The sequence below is a fragment of the Cytobacillus oceanisediminis genome (genome assembly GCF_007830235.1).
Taxonomy (GTDB): Bacteria; Bacillota; Bacilli; order Bacillales; family Cytobacillaceae; genus Cytobacillus; species Cytobacillus oceanisediminis.
The window spans coordinates 56,042-76,377 of sequence record NZ_VLKI01000005.1; the positions used below are offsets into that span (position 1 = coordinate 56,042).

Below are 20,336 nucleotides of genomic sequence, written 5' to 3' on the forward strand. Positions count from 1 at the left end.
ATAAGCAAATGAAAAATCCCTTTTTCGGAATTTCGAAAAAGGGATTTTTTTAAAGGATTTCTTTAAATGAAGATGGAATTAAAAAATAAATGTATTATTTGAAAAAATTGAGTAAACATTCCAATTTACCCATGTTTTACTTTATTTTGATAAAATATGACCAATGACAAAATTGATTATGGGAGTAAGCTATGAAGATTGCTATTATCGGCGGGGGGGCCATAGGCCTTTTATTTGCCCATTATTTAAATGAACACCATAACGTGCAGGTGTTTGTTAGAAATAAAAGCCAGGCGGATAGGCTACGTTCACAGGGTCTTATATTTGAAAGGGATGGGAAATGCTTTAACCACCCTATCCAGGCAAGCCTTTTTTCAGAATGGAAGGGCGAAGAGGATTTAACAATCGTTTCTGTGAAACAGTACAGTATTCAAGAGGTTGTTAGCAGCATGAAGAAAATGAGCCACGGCCGTCACTTATCATTGCTGTTTCTCCAAAATGGCATGGGGCATTTAAAGTGGATTCAAAATCTCCAAGCTTATCATCTGTTTGTAGGAAGTGTTGAACATGGTGCTTTAAAAGCAGAATCAGGCACTGTTTTGCATACTGGAATAGGGGTAACCAAGCTGGCTGCCATAAAAGGCGATTTAACTTTTTTAAAGGCAATTTCTGAATCGGCATCAAACTATTTTCCTTTTGTTTATAACCAGAATTATAAAGGAATGCTGATTGAAAAGCTGATTGTTAACTCTGTTATTAATCCATTGACTGCTGTGCTTCATGTCAGAAATGGGGAGCTTCTGGAAAATCAGTATTATTACCGTTTGTTTATAAAGCTGTTTGACGAAGTAAGTACCATATTGGACATATCCGATAAAGAGGCAGCTTTCAACCATGTGAAAAAGATTTGCAGGGATACAGGGAATAATCGATCCTCCATGCTGAAGGATATTGAAGAAGGCCGACATACAGAAATTGATTCCATCCTGGGCTATATCCTTGAGGAAGCAGATAGAAAGAAGATGGAGGCTCCTTATTCTTTATGCCTTTATTGTTTGGTTAAGGGGAAGGAGTAAAAAGGGGGAAATGAATTGAATACAGTCTTTTCGGCTTTTATCGCCACATTGGTTACAATTCCGTTGCTGGGATATCTTGCTGTGTTTATTATCAGTAAACAAATAACAAAAAAACACAGAAGATCTGTACACATTGCTTTGGATGTCAGCACTTTTTTATTTATACTGTCTGTCCATTTTTTAATTGTTGTTATTTGGGGAAAATCATATTTATGGATGATTCTTTTATCATTGCTTTTTACAGCCTTAATTTTTGTTATTATTCATTGGAGAGTTAAACAGGAAATAAGCCTGCGTGTTATGTTTAAAGGATTTTGGAGATTCAATTTCCTCTTATACTTTTCCGTGTATGTTGTCCTCATTATTATTGGGCTGATCCAAAGGGTCACGGCTGTTGTTTTCATACCTTAAAGAGCATTGCAGCTAGAAATAAAATATATCTAGAATTGAAACATTTAGATAAGCAAAGTTTTTTTCTTTTCAATTCAGACAATGTTATACTCAGAAGATGAAATAAAGTTCGTGTTCAAAATGGGAGACAAAAAGAGCCGAGACTATCAAGGAAGCGCAGTTTTGAGGATCGAAGGATAAGCTCGAAACTACAATGGCATATTCCTCGTAAAAAACACCTTGCTTTTTCGAGAATATGGTTTTGCTGCGTGTGGGAGTAGTAAAGCTGACGCAGCCTGACTAAAGATCGCAGCGATCAAAAGCTGCAACTTTTGGTCGAGCGACAAATCTCATCCACAAGTTCCTTATCCTCCTGTGGTGAACGTCGGATCATCACATTGTGTGCAAGAGATTCGACTGGGCTATTCCAGGACTTTTTGAACAACGTTTGAAAAATGGAATCAGAAAGGAAGTTCATTAATGGAGATTCTTAATCTCTCATTGCCGGCCACCAACCGGTTTGCAACAGACTATACAGCACAAACCGAAGAACTCATGCAGTTTTTTCACTATCGCTATAATTCTTCTTCAGATTATAAAGCGCGGTTAGGGGAATTAAAGGATCGGTCATTTATGAGAAATGAGCTTTCTGAATATATCGGAAAGTTTATGGACCGCTTTCCTGCCTCTGCAGCAGTACATCAATCTCTTGAAAAGCTGAAGCAAGAAAATAGCGCTGTTATTATTGGAGGGCAGCAGGCCGGAATTCTGACGGGCCCGCTTTATACCATACATAAAATTATATCGATTATCTCACTTGCCAAACAAAAGGAAAAAGAACTGGGTATTCCTGTCGTCCCCGTTTTCTGGATTGCTGGGGAGGATCACGATTATCAGGAAGTCAACCATGTGTTTGTTGAAAAGGCAAATAAAATGGAAAAATTGATTTATCCTGAAAAGGTATTTGAAAAAAGTATGGTTTCCAATATTTGCTTGGATCGTGATAAATGCAAGTCATGGGTGGAGGCGATCATTGAGTCATTTGGGGAGACAGAATATACAAAAGGGCTCCTTAAAGCACTGCGTGAAAGCATAAACCAATCTGAAAGCTTTGTTGATTTTTTTGCAGGGATTATCATGCATCTGTTTAAAGATACAGGATTGCTGCTGGTCGATTCTGGAGATCCAAATTTGCGTATACTTGAAAGAGACATATTTACAAAACAGATTGAAAGCTTCCAGGAAATAACCAAAAGGGTGAAGGATCAGCAAGATCAGCTGGAACGCACTGGCTTTCCTAATGCGATTGAAATTAGCGAAAATGCTGCAAATCTATTTTATTACGATGAAAAGCATAAGGAAAGAATACTTCTTGAATATAATCAGGAGAAAAAGGTATTCACTGGGAAAGAATGTTTCCACGAGTTTACGATGGATGAGCTTTTGGAGATTGCAGAAAAATATCCTGAAAGGCTAAGCAATAATGTTGTGACGAGGCCAATCACGCAGGAATGGCTGTTTCCAACATTGGCTTTTATAGCGGGACCGGGTGAAATTGCCTATTGGGCTGAGCTGAAGAAGGCATTTGAGTTGTTTGGAATGAAAATGCCTCCAATTATGCCTCGGCTAAATATTACGATTTTAGAACGCTCAGTAGAAAGCGACATGAAGGAAATAGGCCTTGATTTGCAGGAAGTGCTTACCTTCGGGACAGAAGCAAAGAAAAATGATTATCTTGAGCATGTTAAAAATGAAAGCATTGAAGAGCAGTTCAGTAAAACAAAAGAGCAGTTAAAGCAAAACTATGTTTTAATAGAAGAGTTAACCGGGAAAGAAGCCTATTCCCTGCTCCCAATGTTAAAGAAAAACGAGGAACTGCTTGTAAAGCAGATGGATTTTATGGAGTCTAAAATTCAGCAAACAATCCAGAAAAAGCATGATGTAACCATTAATAAGTATGAAAAAGTGGAAAATACTTTAAGGCCGGGAGGGTCTCCGCAAGAGAGAGTCTGGAATGGGCTGTATTACATTAATAAATATGGTATTAGTTTTGTGAATGATCTTTTGGAGTGTCCCTTTGTATTTGATGGAACACACAAAGTCATAAAAATTTAATATTCGCCAATATTCTTCTGCCTTATCCTTCTGGATAAGGTCTTTTTTTTACCTTTTTAAGCAAAAGATAAAGGCTAAAATATTGGTGTGCCAGCATGTATACAGCAAGAAGAAGTCTGTGAAAAAACCGTAATCCTCTTAAAGAAATTGTAATAATAAGACGAACGGAAATTCCGTCAAAAACTCTAGGGAGGCAGGATTTTAAATGCAGTGGTAGAATAATTAAAAACATGTGGAGGAAAGTGGGGGAATGTGGTACATTTGAGTTAGAAAGTGGGTGCAGTGGGAATGTTCATGGGTGAGTTCCATCATAACGTTGATAATAAAGGCCGTCTCATCGTGCCTGCCAAGTTCCGGGACAACTTGGGCGAAACCTTTGTTTTGACTCGCGGACTCGATCAATGTTTGTTTGGCTACCCGATGGACGAGTGGAGGCTGCTTGAAGAAAAATTAAAAGGCTTGCCTCTTACAAAAAAAGATGCCCGCGCTTTTACCCGTTTTTTCTTTTCAGGTGCTACTGAATGTGAAATAGACAAGCAAGGAAGAATAAATATTGCTTCCCCGCTTCTGCAATATGCAAAATTGGAAAAAGAATGTGTAGTACTGGGCGTTTCCAATCGGATTGAAATATGGAGCAAGAATCTTTGGGAAGATTATTTTGCAGAATCAGAGGAATCTTTTGCTGATATTGCAGAAAATATGATTGGGTTTGATATATAATGGGAATGTTTTATTAATATAATTTCCCACAGGAGAAATTTTCTTAACAAAGATGACTGTCTAGCTCCGGATGCTGTTAAAGGCATTTAGCGCTTTTCGGATTGGAAAGGTGGAAACATACAACTATGTTTGATCATACAACAGTACTATTAAAGGAAACAGTAGATGGGTTGAATATTCATCCGGATGGAGTTTATGTGGATTGTACCCTAGGCGGTGCAGGACATAGCGAGCTGATTCTCTCGCAGCTTTCTGATAATGGAAAGCTATACGCTTTTGACCAGGATGATACGGCTATCGCCCATGCAAAAGAAAAACTTGCTAAATTTGGCGACAGAATAACTATTATTAAAAGTAACTTCAAGTATCTTCAGGAAGAACTGGAAAAGCTGGGTGTACATAAGGTTGATGGCGTTCTATATGATCTCGGCGTTTCCTCTCCGCAATTGGACACACCGGAACGGGGGTTCAGCTACCATAATGATGCCCCGCTGGATATGAGGATGGATACGGAAGCAGAGCTATCAGCTTATGATGTTGTAAACGGCTGGGACTATGCAGAGCTTGTAAAGATTTTCTTCAGATACGGTGAAGAAAAATTCTCCAAGCAAATTGCGAGAAAAATTGAAGCGGCCAGAGCAGAAGCTCCAATTGAAACAACCGGGCAGCTGGTAGATCTTATTAAAGATGCCATACCTGCTCCTGCAAGGAGAAAAGGCGGACATCCTGCTAAGAGAGTGTTTCAGGCTATCAGGATTGCTGTTAATGATGAACTTGGCGTATTTGAAAATTCATTGCAGCAGGCCATTGACATCCTGAATCCCCAGGGAAGAATCAGTGTGATTACTTTCCATTCCCTTGAGGATAGGATCTGCAAAGCTACATTTAAAAAAGCTAGTGAAACACCGAATTTGCCGCCAGGACTGCCAATTATTCCTGACGAGTATAAACCAATCTTAAAGCTGATAACAAGAAAGCCAATCCTTCCTTCTGAAGAAGAGCTCGAACATAATAACCGTGCAAGGTCTGCAAAGCTGCGGATAGCGGAAAAACTTTAAGCAATCATGAATTAGAGAATAGATAAAATAAAAAAACAGGAGGGAAATTATGAGCAATTTAGCACGAAAGATTCAGGAAGAACAGCAATATCAGCAGCAAACCCAGCCACTCGAGGCTCCAAAAAAATTAAAGTCCAGAAAATCATGGCTTTCTCCTGGAGAAAAAATTCTTGGGCTTGCTTTTACGGGAATCGTATGTTTCGGTGCAGTCCAAATGGTATCAAATCAGGCTGCCATTTATGAAGTAAACAAAGAAATACAGCAAACAGAACGGGCTATTCAGGAACAGACCAAGGTAAACGGGGATCTTGAAATGCAGGTCAGCGAGCTAAGTACATATGAGCGCATCAAGGCAAAAGCTGAAGAAATGGGATTAAAATTTAGCGGAAATAATGTCAAGGTTGTGGAAGATTAATGAAAAAACAGCCAAATATAAATTTTGGAGCAGCGATATTATTCCTAATATTCAGCCTGCTCTTTTTTGTATTGCTTTTTCGTTTTATTTCTATCCAAATAACGGGAGAAGCAGATGGGCAAGTTCTTGCTGCCAAGGCTCAGCAAAAATATGAACGGGAAAAAACGATTGAGGCCAGAAGGGGCACCATTTATGACCGCAATGGCGAAGTAATTGCAGAGGATACTGTTTCCTATAAGCTTGTGGCTATTTTGGATGAAAGCATGAAACCCGGTTATGTTAAGGATCCGGATAAAACAGCGAAGAAACTATCTAAGGCAATAGACCTCGAAGAGTCGGAGATTTATAGAATACTGACAAAAAAAACAAAAGACGGAAAAACACCATTCCAAGTTGAATTTGGAAAAGCCGGACGCGATCTTCCGTTAAAAACAAAACGTGAAATAGAAGAAATGAAACTTCCCGGCATTACATTTATTACAGACTCCAAGCGGTTCTATCCAAATGGCGTCTTTGCTTCACACCTGATTGGGTATGTTGAAAAAAAGAAAACAGAAACGAATAGGACTGATACTGTCGGAATGCTTGGTTTAGAGCAGAGCTTAAATGAAATTCTGACAGGCAAGGATGGAAAGTTCAGTTATGAAAGTGACATTTGGGGCTATCTGCTTCCAAATGGCGATGAGATGATCAAGCCTGCCCAAAATGGAAAAGACGTATATCTGACTATAGATAAAAAAATTCAGACCTTTCTTGAAGATTCCATGAATAAAGTGGATGAAGAGTATAAGCCAAAGAAGATGGTAGCTGTCGTTGCGGATGCGAAGACTGGTGACATACTTGCTATGGGCCAAAGGCCATCCTTTCACCCAAAAACAAAGGAAGGAATAGAAGATACCTGGCATAATGAGGTTATCGAAAACTCTTATGAGCCAGGTTCAACCATGAAAATTTTTACTTTGGCAGCCGCGATTGAAGAAGGTGTGTTTGATCCTAATGAATGGTTTAAGTCAGGCAGCTATAAAGTAACCGAAAATTCAAAGGCTGTAAGAGACCATAACCAGGGCCGCGGATGGGGACCCATTACTTATCTTGAGGGGGTTCAGCGTTCTTCCAATGTGGCTTTTGCAAAAATAGTAAAAGAAAAACTGGGTTATGAAACGTATAGAGAATATGTAACCAAGTTTGGCTTTGATGATCCAACCGGAATTGACCTGCCTAATGAAACAGGCGGCAATATTGTATATGAATGGCCGCTGGAGAAAGTAACAACCGGATTCGGCCAGGGTTCTGCCATTACGCCAATTCAGCAGATCCAGGCGGCTACAGCGATCGCAAATGAAGGAAAGATGATGCAGCCGCATGTAATCAGCAAAATTGTCGATAGCGATAAAAAAGAAGTGGTGAAGGAAACAAAACCAGAAGTTAAAGCTAATCCGATATCAGCGGAGACTGCTAAGAAAACGAGAGATATTTTGGAGACAGTTGTTTCTTCTGAAAATGGCACAGGCTACAAACGCTATAATATTGAAGGATACGAGGTTGCCGGAAAAACGGGGACTGCACAAATCCCTGACCCTAAAGGAGGAGGATATCTAACCGGGCATGAGAATTTCATCTTCTCCTTTTTAGGTATGGCTCCAAAGGATGACCCTGAATTGATTATCTATGTGGCTGTACAGCAGCCAGATATTGATCTTAGCACGAATGGTGCCGAGCCGGTTTCCAAGATTTTTACTCCTGTTATGAAAAGCAGCTTGCAGTATTTAAATATTGAGCCTTCCAAAAAACTTAAGATTAAGTCTGAACAAACACCTGAAGTGGAAGGGCTGACAATTGAAGAGGCAAAAGCAGAGCTGGAAAAGTTCGGATTTGAGGCGATTGTGCTAGGAAAAGGGAATAAAGTAGAAAGGCAAGTTCCCGGCAATATGTACAATTTGCTTGAAGGAGAAAGGGTTATCCTTAAGACGGATGGCGAGTTAACAGTGCCTGACATGAACGGCTGGTCGCTGAGGGATGTTATGAAAGTAGCAAAGCTGGCCAACTTAAAGCTAAATACAGTAGGAAATGGATATGTGGTGAAACAAAATCTGAAGGCCGGGGCTGCTTTAAGTGAAGGGGATTATTTAATCGTCGAGCTGGAGCCTCCTGCTCAAAAATATAATGAAGTGGAAACAGAAGAGGGGCAGGAAGAAACGGAAGAAGTGCTTGATTAATTGGAACGCACTGTCAGATAGGCAGTGCGTTCTATTCATATGGGTACAAGCATATATTTGAACGAGCCATAATCTAAGGAGGTTCGTTCGTACATGCGTGTTTCAAATGTAACCGTTCGGAAACGGTTGACTGTAGCTTTGTTCGTTGGTATTCTAGTCTTTTTTATTATCGATTTGCGTCTTGGGTATGTACAGTTTTTTCTTGGCAATATGCTTACTGATGGCGCAAAGGAGCTCTGGAGCAGGGATATCCCTTTTGAACCGGAGAGAGGGGAAATTGTGGATCGAAACGGCGTTCCGCTTGCCACTAATGTCAGTGCGCCTACTGTATACGTTGTCCCAAGGCAAATAAAGGATCCTGCAGATGCTTCTGAGAAATTGGCTGCTGTTTTGAATATGTCGAAGGAAAAAGCTTACCAGCTTATCACCAAAAGAGCATCCAGCGTGAAAATTCCTGAAGGGCGGAAAATCTCCCATGAAAAAGCAAAAGAGATTCGTTCTTTAGAAATAGAAGGCGTCTATATTGGTGAAGACTCAAAGCGCCATTACCCGTTTGGCAACTATCTTTCCCATGTGCTCGGTTTTGCCGGAATTGACAATCAGGGGTTGATGGGCCTTGAGTTATACTATGAAGAAGAACTTAAAGGAAAAGAAGGTTCGGTGAAGTTTTATGCGAATGCCAAGGGAGAGCGCATGAACGATATGGCGGATGACTACAAGCCGCCTGTTGATGGAATGGATTTGAAGCTCACCATTGATTCAAAGATCCAAACGATTGTTGAAAGGGAGCTAGATATAGCCCAGGCTGAATATAACCCTGATGGCATTATTGCTATTGCCATGAATCCGAATAACGGTGAAATCCTGGCCATGTCGAGCCGGCCTGATTTTGATCCTGCCAACTTTAGAAACGTGCCGCCCGAAATATACAACCGGAACCTCCCGATTTGGAGTACATATGAGCCGGGGTCCACTTTTAAGATTATTACTCTGGCAGCTGCTTTGGAAGAGGGAAAGGTAGACTTGGAAAAAGATCATTTCCATGATCCAGGGTTTGTTGAAGTTGGGGGTGCAAGGCTAAGATGCTGGAAGAAAGGCGGCCATGGCAGCCAGACATACCTTGAAGTTGTCCAGAATTCCTGTAACCCTGGTTTTGTAGAGCTTGGGGAGCGATTAGGCAAGGAAGCTTTATTTAAATATATTCGTGATTTTGGTTTTGGGGAAAAAACAGGCATTGATCTTCAGGGCGAAGGCAAGGGGATTTTGTTTAACCTTGATCGTGTAGGCCCTGTTGAGCAGGCAACCACTGCGTTTGGACAGGGTGTTTCCGTTACTCCGATCCAGCAGGTTGCAGCCATTTCTGCCGCAGTTAACGGCGGGACATTATATACACCATATATAGCAAAAGAATTAATCAATCCGGCCAACGGTGAAATTTTAATGAAAAAATCACCTGAGGCTAAGAGAAAAGTAATTTCAAAAGAAACATCCGATGAAATTCGGCTTGCGCTGGAATCGGTTGTTGCCAAGGGATCCGGTAAAAAAGCATTCGTTGACGGATACCGTGTTGGCGGCAAAACAGGGACCGCGCAAAAAGCTCAAAATGGCCGTTATCTTGAAAATAACCATATAGTATCTTTTATCGGATTTGCTCCAGCAGATGATCCGCAGCTTGTCGTCTATGTGGCAGTAGATAATCCCAAAGGAACCGTTCAGTTTGGCGGTGTTGTTGCCGCACCAATTGTTGGGGAGATTATGGGAGACAGTTTGCGGGCCATGGGTGTAAAACCCAGAAAAGACCAAATCGAAAAAGAGCTAACTTGGATGGACTCTCCAATGATTGAAGTTCCTGACATGGTTGGGCTGACAAAGAAAGATTTAGGCGAGCTATACCTTAACTTAAAAATTGATGCGAGCGGAACAGGAAATACAGTGGTTAAGCAAACGCCTCAACCGGGTATAAAGCTTAAGGAAGGCTCAACCATCCGTCTGTACTTCGATGACAAAGAATAACAGCCAGAGGGCGGCACAATATTGCGCCGCCTGAATTTTTGTTTTTTGGAGAAAAAAGTAATTAACATCACATTGGGAAAAGGTAAATGATTAAATGGCTAAAAAGGCAATTATCATGTACAATATATATCGCCATGATTTTGAAATCGCATCGATTGGTTTTAATTTTAAAGCTGGGAATCACTCTAGCGGATGACAAGTGTTTTTAATCTGCAAGGAACCAGATTGCTAATTAAAGAGGAAACAGATGGCGCTGCTTTAGAATGAGAGGAATGAATGATATGAAATTACATACGGTGCTGCAATATCTGCAGCCATATATGTCTTACAAAGGGGAAAATCCAGAAATCACATCAATTGTGAACGACAACCGGCAAGTAACAGCCGGAAGCTTATTTGTTTGTATAGAAGGCTATACGGTTGACGGCCATGACTTTGCCGCTTCAGCTGCAGAAAAGGGAGCGGCTGCTATCCTTGCACAGAAGGAATTGGATTTGAATATACCGGTGATTTTGGTAAAGAACACACGTAGGGCAATGGCCGTGCTTGCTGATGCTTTTTATGGGCAGCCAAGCCAAAAGCTTCATCTGATTGGAATAACCGGTACGAACGGAAAAACAACAACAAGCCACCTGATTGAAAAAATCCTTGCTGATTCAGGCAGGAAAACCGGTTTAATTGGAACGATGTACACAAAAATCGGGGAACAAATTTTCGAAGTGAAAAATACGACACCTGAAAGCCTTACCCTGCAAAGCACATTTAAAAAAATGGCGGATTCTGGCGTGGATTCCTCCGTTATGGAAGTTTCATCCCATGCGCTGGATGAGGGCCGTGTCCATGGCTGTGATTTTGATGTAGCTGTGTTTACTAACTTGACCCAGGATCACTTGGATTATCATAAAACAATGGATGAATACCGCAGGGCGAAGGGGCTTCTTTTTGCGCAGCTGGGAAGTTCCTTTAACCATGAAAGGCCAAAGTATGCGATCTTAAATGCGGATGACCCGGCTTCAGCCGAGTATGAAAAGTCTACAGCAGCACATGTGCTGTCATATGGAATTGATCATGAAGCAGATCTTCGTGCGGTCAATATTGAAATGACTTCTGCAGGTACGGCTTTTGATTTATCCAGCCCGTTTGGAAAGCATAAAGTATCCCTGAAAATGATAGGGAAATTTAGCGTATACAATGTACTGGCAAGTATAGGGGCGGGAGTTGCCTCGGGAATACCGATTAGGCAAATCATTAAATCCGTCGAGGAAGTAAAAGGTGTTTCCGGCAGGTTCGAAACGGTTGATGCAGGACAGAATTTCTCTGTAATAGTCGACTATTCACATACTCCAGACAGCCTGAAGAATGCTTTGGAAACTGTAAAGCAATTCGCCCAGAAGAGGATTTTTGCAGTTGTCGGCTGCGGAGGGGACAGAGACCGTTCCAAAAGGCCGCTTATGGCTGAAATAGCATGCCAGTACAGCACCGATCCTATTTTCACTTCAGATAACCCGCGCAGCGAGGACCCGCTCCAAATCTTAAGGGATATGGAAGAGGGGGCAAAGGGCGAAAAATATAAGACGATTGTCGACCGGAAAGAAGCCATTCACTATGCAGTGAAAAATGCCAGTGAGGGCGATGTGATATTGATTGCCGGCAAAGGCCATGAAACATATCAGATAATCGGGAATCAAGTTTTTGATTTTGATGACCGGCAAGTTGCAAAAGAGGCGATAGAGGAGCGATAAAATGTATTTAACGTATGGTGATTTAGCGAAATTGTTTCCAAATACAACAGGGATAAAGGACAATGAGCTGCAATTTCATACGGTAGCTGCTTCCTCATCGATCGTACAGCCAAAAGGAATCTATCTCCCTATAGAAGAATCAGGGGATCTGAAAGAAGCGATTGGAAATGGGGCAGTTGCCGCCCTGTGGAATGAGAAGGACGAGGTACCGACATACACACCTAATCAATTTCCTGTTTTTTATACAAATGACTTAACGAAAGGCTTAAAGGATATTATGGAATTATATATAGAAAAAATAAGCAAAGCAGAAGAAAAGATCAGCACAACAAATTTCCTTTTTTCAGATGAAAAAAGTCTTAAAGAAAACGAAGCAACATATGATATTGCTGTGATGGCAGAAAACTTATATGAAGCTTCCGAAAATGCCAAACGCGAAAGGAGGGGATAAATATGATGGAGCAAGTTATTTTTTTCACAATTTTGGCAGGCTTTTTAATAACAGTCTTGCTATCTCCCATTTTTATTCCCTTCTTAAGAAGATTAAAATTCGGGCAAAGCATTCGCGAGGAAGGGCCTAAATCCCATCAGAAAAAAACGGGCACACCGACAATGGGAGGAATCATGATTCTTCTCTCCATCACGGTAACGACCTTGCTGATGACAGGAAAGTTTTCAGAACCTACCGTTAAGACCTATTTATTATTATTGGTCACACTGGGCTTTGGCCTCCTTGGATTCCTTGATGATTTTATTAAGGTAGCCTTAAAGCGGAATCTTGGGCTAACTTCAAAGCAAAAGCTTTTGGGCCAAATCATAATTTCGGTTATTTTTTATTTTGTTTTCAGGCAAAATGAATTTTCCACAGAAGTGCATATCCCGCTGACAGACCTTTCTTTTGATTTGGGCTGGTGGTATGTTTTCTTTATTATTTTCTGGCTAGTAGGTTTCTCTAATGCGGTCAATCTTACAGATGGACTGGATGGTCTTGTTTCAGGTACTTCCGCAATTGCTTTTGGAGCCTTTGCGGTATTGGCGTGGAACCAGTCGCAATTTGAAGTTTCTATTTTTTCCGTAGCTGTTGTTGGAGCTGTATTGGGCTTTCTTGTATTTAATGCTCATCCAGCTAAAGTATTTATGGGGGATACAGGCTCCCTGGCTTTGGGCGGGGCAATTGCAACGATTGCCATTCTTACCAAGCTTGAAATCATTCTAATTATTATCGGCGGTGTTTTTGTTATAGAAACGCTGTCTGTTATTTTACAGGTAGCTTCTTTTAAAACGACCGGGAAGCGAATCTTTCGGATGAGCCCGCTTCATCACCATTATGAACTGGTGGGATGGTCTGAATGGCGGGTAGTTGTAACATTCTGGACTGTTGGCCTTCTGTTTGCAATTCTCGGAATATATATTGAGGTGTGGGTGTAAGTGAAGGAGATAAATCGCTATCGTCATAAAAAAATATTAGTATTGGGGCTGGCAAAAAGCGGAGTTGGTGCAGCTTCCCTTTTACATAAACTCGGAGCGTTTGTTACTGTAAATGATTTTAAGCCTCTGGCGGAAAACCCTGAAGCCCAGGGTCTGCTTGAGCAGGGAATTACGGTAATTTGCGGCGGCCATCCCACTGAACTCCTGGAAGAAGGGTTTGAGCTTATCGTTAAGAACCCGGGGATTCCATACCATAATCCTATGATTAAAGGGGCCGAGGAAAAGGGCATTCCCGTTATAACAGAGGTAGAGCTTGCCTATCAGGTATCTGAAGCTCCTTTTATTGCTATTACAGGCACAAATGGTAAAACGACTACTACCACACTTGCGTTTGAAATGCTTCAGGCAGGCAGCAAAAAGCCGCTAATCGCTGGAAATATCGGCACCGTTGCTTCCGAAGTTGTACAGGAAGCTGCTGAAGAAAATAATATCGTGATTGAACTATCATCATTTCAGCTTATGGGCATACAGGAGTTCAGGCCGCGTATTGCCATATTGACAAATCTTTATGATGCCCATTTGGACTACCATGGAACGAGAGAAGAGTACCATGCTGCCAAAGCGAATATTACGATGAATCAGACAAGCAATGATTATTTCATAGTTAATGCCGACCAACCGGAAGTTATGGAAGTTGCAGCAGGATCCAAGGCAAAAATTATCCCTTTTTCACCAACAAAAGAGCTGTCTGAAGGCGCTTATGTTAAAGATGGATGGATTTACTTCAATGGCGAAAAGGTGATGGAAAGAAAAGATGTCGCCTTGCCGGGATCGCATAACCTTGAGAATATATTATCCTCGGTGGCAGCAGCCAAGCTGACCGGGGTTGAAAATCAAGCAATTATTAGCGTTTTAGGCACATTTGCCGGTGTTAAGCACCGTCTGCAATATGTGGGCGAATACCAGAGCAGGAAATTTTACAATGATTCCAAAGCGACCAATATTTTGGCAACGAAAAATGCATTATCAGCATTTAGCGATCCTATCATTCTTCTGGCTGGAGGGCTAGACCGCGGAAATAGTTTTGATGAGTTGATTCCATCTTTAAAACGTGTTAAAGCTCTTGTTACCTTTGGACAAACAGCAGAAAAGATTGGGAAGGCAGCCTTGGAAGCCGGAATAAAAACAATCGAGTGTGTCGATAATGTTGAAAAAGCCGTACCTTCTGCCTTGAAGCTATCTGAGCCTGGAGATATCATTCTGCTTTCTCCGGCTTGTGCAAGCTGGGACCAATATAAAACTTTTGAGGTTCGGGGAGACATGTTTATAGATGCGGTGCATAAGCTTAAATAAGGGCTTGTCTGCGGGACTAGAGGAAAGAACAGCTTAGGCATACATCTGCTTCGCGGCACATTTAGAGCTTTTTAATCGGGTAAGCAAAATAGTCCTGGAGGTCAAACCGGACGACTGGCGATTTGCTTTCTTGATTAGCCCTAAAACTTGCATTCGAGGTGTATTGCGTTGCCGACAAAAAAAACCACTCCCGATTTTATATTAATGATTGTCACGTTTATGCTGCTTGCTGTAGGCTTGACCATGGTTTATAGCGCAAGTGCGATATGGGCAGACTATAAATTTGATGATTCCTTTTTCTTTGCAAAAAGGCAAATGCTTTTTGCAGGCGTTGGAATCGTTGCTATGTTTTTTATTATGAATGTTGATTACTGGACGTGGAGAACATGGGCCAAAGTGTTAATAATTGTCTGTTTTGTCCTTTTGCTGTTGGTGTTGATTCCAGGAATCGGAAATGTACGGAATGGTTCAAGAAGCTGGATTGGAGTAGGCGCATTTTCCGTCCAGCCATCGGAATTTATGAAGCTTGCCATGATCGTCTTTATGGCAAAGTTCTTATCTGAAAAGCAGAAGCTCATTACGTCCTTCAGAAAAGGACTTGTTCCATCTTTAGGCCTTGTCTTTTTGGCATTCGGATTGATTATGCTTCAGCCTGACTTAGGGACAGGAACGGTTATGGTCGGGACTAGTGTGGTTATGATCTTTATAGCAGGAGCCAGAATCAGCCATTTTGTATGGTTTGGTGTCGCAGGGTTGGCGGGATTTGTTGCGCTAGTTTTGTCGGCTCCATATAGAATTAAGCGGATTACATCCTTCCTGGATCCGTGGGAAGATCCATTAGGCAGCGGATTCCAAATTATCCAATCCCTTTATGCCATCGGACCGGGAGGATTGTTCGGTTTGGGGCTTGGACAAAGCAGACAGAAGTTTTTTTATCTTCCGGAGCCGCAAACAGACTTTATATTTGCTATTTTAGCTGAAGAGCTGGGTTTTATCGGCGGATCATTTGTTATATTATTATTCGCGCTTCTTTTGTGGCGTGGGATCCGGATTGCATTGGGTGCACCTGACCTTTACGGAAGTTTTTTGGCTGTAGGGATTATTGCCATGGTTGCCATTCAAGTCATGATAAATATTGGGGTTGTAACCGGCTTGATGCCTGTTACCGGCATTACACTTCCCTTTTTGAGTTATGGAGGCTCATCACTGACCCTCATGCTTATGGCTATAGGGGTTCTATTAAATATAAGCCGTTATGCACGGTACTAGCAGTTGTTCTGAAGACGTATTATTCCTGAAACCCTGTCATACAGGGTTTCTTTTTTGGAGTCAGGAAAAAGGGCAATCCGGCCTTTTCTCCTAATATCATTTAATGAAACAAGCAATGAAAGGCTTTGCATTATTACAATTCTTTAACATTATGGTATCCGTTCCTATCTATTCGTTTTAAATATAGTAGAATAGGGTAAAGCGGGGGAGTGATTTTTTCCAGAGAGAGTGTTCACTCTAACGTTGGATCATCATCTCGAAAAAAGAATAGAGCCATGCTGGACATTAGTCCTAGTTTGTAAACGAATCTTTTCTTTTTTATGGGCTGTGTTAAAGCTACATGCTGATTTTGGCACCCTGTTGGTTGGTGCGGAAGGCACGAGATCCTCGAAAAATATGCATTTCTTCGTGCGGTGTAGATCGGGGAAGCTTAGTTCAAAGTCCTGCGGGAGGAGCGTGTCAAAGGGAGACCCGCAGGCGCGATATGCGCCGAGGAGCGTCGGAACACCCGCGGTTCGCTGAGTGCATGGAGCGGAAATCAACAGGCAAGTTTAACAGAGCCTTTTTATAAGACTCTTTTAAGAGGTGAAAGAATGAAAATAGCGGTTAGCGGCGGGGGAACTGGCGGACATATATATCCGGCCCTTGCGCTCATAAGAGAAATTCAAAAAGAACATAAAGATGCCGAATTTCTATATATAGGCACTGAAAAAGGATTGGAAAATACGATAGTCAAACGTGAAAACATACCTTTTAAGTCTATACATATAACCGGTTTTAAGAGGAAGATTTCTTTAGAAAATGTGAAAACAGTGTTAAGGTTTTTAAAGGGAGTCCGTGAAAGCAAAAAAATGCTAAAAGACTTCAAAGCTGATATTGTGATTGGAACGGGCGGATATGTATGCGGCCCTGTGGTTTATGCTGCGGCAAAACTTGGCATACCGACAATCATACATGAACAAAACAGTGTTCCGGGATTAACCAATAAGTTTCTTAGCAGATATGTAGATCGCATTGCAGTCTGTTTTGAAGAAGCAAAGGCTTTTTTTCCGGAAAATAAAACGATTTTAACAGGTAATCCTCGTGCTTCCGAAGTATTGGGGCAGGATGGAATCAAGGGGAGGCTATCCGCAGGTTTGAAGACCGGCGCACCTGCTGTATTAATTTTTGGAGGCAGCAGGGGGGCAAGGCCGATAAATGATGCGGTCCTAAAAACACTCGCTGAGCTGGGAGAAAAACCTTATCAGGTTTTATATATTACCGGTGATGTCCACTATGGGGATGTCCGGAAAGAAGTAGAGCTGGTCGGAAGCCCGGAAAATTTAGTCATCAAGCCATTTATTCATAATATGCCGGAGGTTCTTGCAGGTGCTGACCTTGTGGTTTCCCGTGCAGGTGCAACAACATTGGCCGAAATCACTTCTTTGGGCATACCTAGCATCCTAATCCCAAGCCCGTATGTGACAAACAACCACCAGGAAAAGAACGCGAGGGCATTAAGTGACCATGGCGCTGCAGAGCTGCTCTTGGAAAAAGAATTAACAGGCAAGAAACTTATTGATAACATTGACAAAATTATACTCGATTCAAATAAAATGAATGACATGAAGAAGGCTTCCAGTAATTTAGGAATTCCAGACGCGGCAAAAAGGCTATATGGGTTAATGGTCGAATTGCAAAAGTAGCCTTGAAGGCCAGATATGCATAGAATAAATAAATTTAGGTGTAATAAAGAGAAAGGGAGGTATATATGGACGAATTTATCAGCAAGCTTAGAGATTTGAATATTGGCACAATCAAAGAAAACGAGCCAATGGCCAATCATACAACAATGAAAATTGGCGGTCCTGCCGATTTGTTTATAGAGCCTTCATCCATAGAAAACCTGGCAAAAACGATGGATCTGATCCGTCAGCATAAAATAAAATGGACTGCAATTGGAAGAGGCTCAAATTTGCTTGTTTCCGATGGGGGAATAGAAGGGGCGGTCATTAAACTGGGCCGCGGCATGGATAAAATGGAGCTTAATGGTACGGAGTTAAAGGCAGGGGGCGGATACTCCTTAGTTGCCCTTTCGACGATCATCAGTAAAAAAGGGCTATCTGGCCTTGAATTCGCAAGCGGTATTCCAGGTTCTATCGGCGGTGCCGTTTATATGAACGCAGGTGCTCATGGATCTGATATTTCCCAAATATTAACCAAAGCCCATATTCTATTCGAGGATGGGAAGATGGAATGGCTGTCAAATGAAGAAATGGAATTTTCCTATAGAACATCAGTCCTGCAGAAAAAACGGCCTGGGATCGTGGCTGAAGCTGTATTCCAGCTAAAAGAAGGAGACAGGGAACTGATTTCTTCAGCAATGCAAAAAAACAAAGACTACCGCAAGGAAACCCAGCCATGGAACTACCCATGTGCGGGCAGCATTTTCCGAAACCCCCTGCCTGACTATGCTGGCCAGCTGATTGAAAAAGCAGGCTTGAAGGGCCATTCAATAGGCGGAGCACAAATATCCGATATGCATGGGAATTTTATTGTAAATGCAGGAGATGCAAAAGCTGAAGATGTGCTTGCTTTAATCCAGCATGTCAAGGATACAATTTTTGATTTGTATGGTGTGAAAATGGAAACAGAAGTTGAAATAATCGGCCGAAAGTAACGGGGAATAATACCTTACGAATTCCATTTATTGTGATATAATAATTTCTTAGATATGCAAACCAATTTATTGTTTTTTTTAATTGAAACGGCATGGGAAACATGCCGTTCTCCCCTTATTTATTCCTAATTCAATTAAAATGGACAAGCCATTCGAAAGGGTGCTATTAGGGGAAGAGCCGTCCATTTTCATTTTTCCTATTTTCTAAGAAATTATTTCTTTGAGGCAAGGCACAGTCTGGCTCAAGCGCACGGTGCGGCGCTTTTGCTTTAGTAAAGGAAGGGAAATTCCGAACTTGGATAATTGTCTAGCTCCAGGCGCCATCGGCTCGAGGTCTTAAGTTTTTCGCCGATAGGCGGGCGCCTTGCGCATTTCTATGTGGGGTGAATTTTAAAATGGAGAAAAGTAAGGTTGTCTCGCTTGAGGATCGAATACCAAAACTGAAACAGCAGAGGAGGAAAAAAGCGAATAGAAGGCTGATTTTTTTGCTCCTGCTTTTCTTCTCGCTGATTGTTTTAGTTATATACTTTCAATCGCCCTTAAGCCATATTAAACAAATTAGGGTATCCGGAAATTCAATTTATGATAAAGAAGAAATAATACAAATTAGCGGTGTTACTGAAAAAACAAATATTTGGAAGGTTGAAGAAGAGGTTATCGAGGGTAAGCTTAAAGAGCTGCCCGAAATTAAATCTTCCGATGTAAAGATTCATTTGCCAAACACGATTGCCATAAAGGTGGATGAACTAAAGCGCATTGCCTACATAACAAAAGAGAAACATTATTTGCCGGTTTTGGAGAATGGGAAAATTTTAAAGGATGTAAAGGTAGCCGAGATTCCTGTTAACGCCCCTATCCTTAGCGGATTTTCAGAAGGGGATATACTCGACATGATGATTGGGGAACTGGAGACCTTGCCTGAAGAAGTCTTAAATTCCATATCCGAGATACAGCATACTCCTAAAGATACTGATTCTTTTCATATTACTCTATATATGAATGATGGTTTTGAGGTTAGTGCAACTTTAAGAAGTTTTTCAGAAAAAATGGCACATTATCCTTCTATCGTAAGCCAGCTGGATCCTGAAAAAAAAGGCATCATCGACTTGGAAGTAGGCTCTTATTTTAAAGAATATGAAACAGAGGGAGCTGAAAAGGTTGAAGAAGAAAATGAAGGTGAAGGGTAATCATGTCATATTCTCATTGGTCTTTCTGGTGCTGGGTTATATGATGGCATTTTCCTACCACCTAACCCAGGGGGAAAGTGACAAATCCGCAATGACGGGAAAGCAATGGGAAAGAGATTTGGAACTTCGAAATCAGCTGGTTGAACTGGAGGAAAAAAACAGGGCACTTCAAAAGGAACTGAATGAGAAGCAGGAAAATGTCCTGGAAATTGAAAAAGAGCTGTCCCAGGAAGCTCAGGTTTATTTTAACCTCGCTGAGGATGCAGAAAAATATAGGATGCACCTCGGTAAAGTTAAAGTAAAGGGTGAGGGTGTAGAGGTTACCCTTGCAGATGGGGACTATAATCCAGATGAGGAAAACATCAATAATTATATTGTTCATGAACACCATGTATTTAAGGTTGTCAATGAGCTATATATTTCCGGAGCTGCCGCAGTCTCTATAAATGGGCAGAGGCTATCTCACAGCTCCTATGTAGTTTGCAACGGGCCAGTGATAGAAGTAGACGGCTATCAGCATCCAGCACCCTTTGTTATCACGGCTATAGGTGATGCAGATGTCCTTTCGTCGGCTCTGAATTTAACAGGCGGAGTTAAGGATACATTGGTAGATGAAAACATCCAATTCACACTGGAAAAAAATGATGAAATTATCATGGAACCGTTACTGGGGACTTAAAGCCAATCAAGTCAAT

The 20,336-nt window shown here is 41.4% G+C and carries 17 protein-coding genes; all 17 read left to right on the forward strand.

Features of this window, described 5'->3' with window-relative positions; translation table 11 throughout:
* The first annotated feature begins 191 nt into the window (after window positions 1-191).
* Window positions 192-1,076 (forward strand): 2-dehydropantoate 2-reductase, encoded by an 885-nt coding sequence (locus IQ19_RS10605; RefSeq protein ID WP_144542401.1) that lies wholly within the window; start codon window positions 192-194, stop codon window positions 1,074-1,076.
* A gap of 15 nt (window positions 1,077-1,091) precedes the next feature.
* Entirely contained in the window at window positions 1,092-1,487 is a 396-nt protein-coding gene (locus IQ19_RS10610; protein ID WP_144542402.1) for a DUF3397 domain-containing protein, read from the forward strand.
* Window positions 1,488-1,946: 459 nt separating this feature from the next.
* On the forward strand, window positions 1,947-3,581 hold the full coding sequence (gene bshC, locus IQ19_RS10615) for a bacillithiol biosynthesis cysteine-adding enzyme BshC (protein ID WP_144542403.1): 1,635 nt from the start codon (window positions 1,947-1,949) through the stop codon (window positions 3,579-3,581).
* Between the two features lie 288 nt (window positions 3,582-3,869).
* The gene (gene mraZ / locus IQ19_RS10620) at window positions 3,870-4,301 is read left to right on the forward strand and encodes a division/cell wall cluster transcriptional repressor MraZ (RefSeq protein WP_026581511.1); all 432 of its coding nucleotides are present in this window, start codon (window positions 3,870-3,872) and stop codon (window positions 4,299-4,301) included.
* A gap of 125 nt (window positions 4,302-4,426) precedes the next feature.
* Window positions 4,427-5,359, forward strand: coding sequence for a 16S rRNA (cytosine(1402)-N(4))-methyltransferase RsmH (gene rsmH / locus IQ19_RS10625; RefSeq protein WP_144542404.1), 933 nt, complete (start codon window positions 4,427-4,429; stop codon window positions 5,357-5,359).
* A gap of 49 nt (window positions 5,360-5,408) precedes the next feature.
* Entirely contained in the window at window positions 5,409-5,774 is a 366-nt protein-coding gene (gene ftsL, locus IQ19_RS10630; RefSeq protein ID WP_110065784.1) for a cell division protein FtsL, read from the forward strand.
* On the forward strand, window positions 5,774-7,990 hold the full coding sequence (locus IQ19_RS10635) for a penicillin-binding protein (protein ID WP_144542405.1): 2,217 nt from the start codon (window positions 5,774-5,776) through the stop codon (window positions 7,988-7,990). The genes ftsL and IQ19_RS10635 overlap by 1 nt, the downstream gene beginning before the upstream one ends.
* A 93-nt stretch (window positions 7,991-8,083) precedes the next feature.
* A complete protein-coding gene (locus IQ19_RS10640) occupies window positions 8,084-10,003 on the forward strand; it encodes a stage V sporulation protein D (RefSeq protein ID WP_144542406.1) in 1,920 nt (639 codons plus the stop codon).
* A gap of 281 nt (window positions 10,004-10,284) precedes the next feature.
* The gene (locus IQ19_RS10645; RefSeq protein ID WP_144542407.1) at window positions 10,285-11,745 is read left to right on the forward strand and encodes a UDP-N-acetylmuramoyl-L-alanyl-D-glutamate--2,6-diaminopimelate ligase; all 1,461 of its coding nucleotides are present in this window, start codon (window positions 10,285-10,287) and stop codon (window positions 11,743-11,745) included.
* Between the two features lies 1 nt (window position 11,746).
* Window positions 11,747-12,196: a hypothetical protein gene (locus tag IQ19_RS10650; protein WP_144542408.1), complete on the forward strand. Its 450-nt coding sequence runs from the start codon at window positions 11,747-11,749 to the stop codon at window positions 12,194-12,196.
* Window positions 12,197-12,198: 2 nt separating this feature from the next.
* On the forward strand, window positions 12,199-13,173 hold the full coding sequence (gene mraY / locus IQ19_RS10655) for a phospho-N-acetylmuramoyl-pentapeptide-transferase (RefSeq protein ID WP_110065778.1): 975 nt from the start codon (window positions 12,199-12,201) through the stop codon (window positions 13,171-13,173).
* Window positions 13,174-14,526, forward strand: coding sequence for a UDP-N-acetylmuramoyl-L-alanine--D-glutamate ligase (murD, locus tag IQ19_RS10660; protein WP_144542409.1), 1,353 nt, complete (start codon window positions 13,174-13,176; stop codon window positions 14,524-14,526).
* Between the two features lie 168 nt (window positions 14,527-14,694).
* Window positions 14,695-15,795: a stage V sporulation protein E gene (gene spoVE, locus IQ19_RS10665; protein ID WP_144542410.1), complete on the forward strand. Its 1,101-nt coding sequence runs from the start codon at window positions 14,695-14,697 to the stop codon at window positions 15,793-15,795.
* 593 nt (window positions 15,796-16,388) lie between these two features.
* Window positions 16,389-17,480 (forward strand): undecaprenyldiphospho-muramoylpentapeptide beta-N-acetylglucosaminyltransferase, encoded by a 1,092-nt coding sequence (gene murG / locus IQ19_RS10670; protein WP_144542411.1) that lies wholly within the window; start codon window positions 16,389-16,391, stop codon window positions 17,478-17,480.
* Window positions 17,481-17,545: 65 nt separating this feature from the next.
* Window positions 17,546-18,454: a UDP-N-acetylmuramate dehydrogenase gene (murB, locus tag IQ19_RS10675; RefSeq protein WP_144542412.1), complete on the forward strand. Its 909-nt coding sequence runs from the start codon at window positions 17,546-17,548 to the stop codon at window positions 18,452-18,454.
* A gap of 395 nt (window positions 18,455-18,849) precedes the next feature.
* Window positions 18,850-19,641: a cell division protein FtsQ/DivIB gene (locus IQ19_RS10680; RefSeq protein WP_144542413.1), complete on the forward strand. Its 792-nt coding sequence runs from the start codon at window positions 18,850-18,852 to the stop codon at window positions 19,639-19,641.
* Window positions 19,589-20,320, forward strand: a complete 732-nt coding sequence (locus tag IQ19_RS10685) for a DUF881 domain-containing protein (RefSeq protein WP_144542414.1) — start codon at window positions 19,589-19,591, stop codon at window positions 20,318-20,320. Before IQ19_RS10680 ends, IQ19_RS10685 begins: the two co-directional genes overlap by 53 nt.
* Window positions 20,321-20,336: the final 16 nt, after the last annotated feature.

Coding starts and splice junctions, on each gene's coding strand:
- murB (WP_144542412.1), top strand. CDS start 17,546: ATGGACGAATTTATCAGCAAGCTTAGAGATTTGAATATTGGCACAATC.
- IQ19_RS10645 (WP_144542407.1), top strand. CDS start 10,285: ATGAAATTACATACGGTGCTGCAATATCTGCAGCCATATATGTCTTAC.
- bshC (WP_144542403.1), top strand. CDS start 1,947: ATGGAGATTCTTAATCTCTCATTGCCGGCCACCAACCGGTTTGCAACA.
- IQ19_RS10650 (WP_144542408.1), top strand. CDS start 11,747: ATGTATTTAACGTATGGTGATTTAGCGAAATTGTTTCCAAATACAACA.
- IQ19_RS10680 (WP_144542413.1), top strand. CDS start 18,850: ATGGAGAAAAGTAAGGTTGTCTCGCTTGAGGATCGAATACCAAAACTG.
- mraY (WP_110065778.1), top strand. CDS start 12,199: ATGATGGAGCAAGTTATTTTTTTCACAATTTTGGCAGGCTTTTTAATA.
- ftsL (WP_110065784.1), top strand. CDS start 5,409: ATGAGCAATTTAGCACGAAAGATTCAGGAAGAACAGCAATATCAGCAG.
- murG (WP_144542411.1), top strand. CDS start 16,389: ATGAAAATAGCGGTTAGCGGCGGGGGAACTGGCGGACATATATATCCG.
- mraZ (WP_026581511.1), top strand. CDS start 3,870: ATGTTCATGGGTGAGTTCCATCATAACGTTGATAATAAAGGCCGTCTC.
- rsmH (WP_144542404.1), top strand. CDS start 4,427: ATGTTTGATCATACAACAGTACTATTAAAGGAAACAGTAGATGGGTTG.
- IQ19_RS10605 (WP_144542401.1), top strand. CDS start 192: ATGAAGATTGCTATTATCGGCGGGGGGGCCATAGGCCTTTTATTTGCC.
- IQ19_RS10685 (WP_144542414.1), top strand. CDS start 19,589: ATGAAACAGAGGGAGCTGAAAAGGTTGAAGAAGAAAATGAAGGTGAAG.
- IQ19_RS10640 (WP_144542406.1), top strand. CDS start 8,084: ATGCGTGTTTCAAATGTAACCGTTCGGAAACGGTTGACTGTAGCTTTG.
- IQ19_RS10635 (WP_144542405.1), top strand. CDS start 5,774: ATGAAAAAACAGCCAAATATAAATTTTGGAGCAGCGATATTATTCCTA.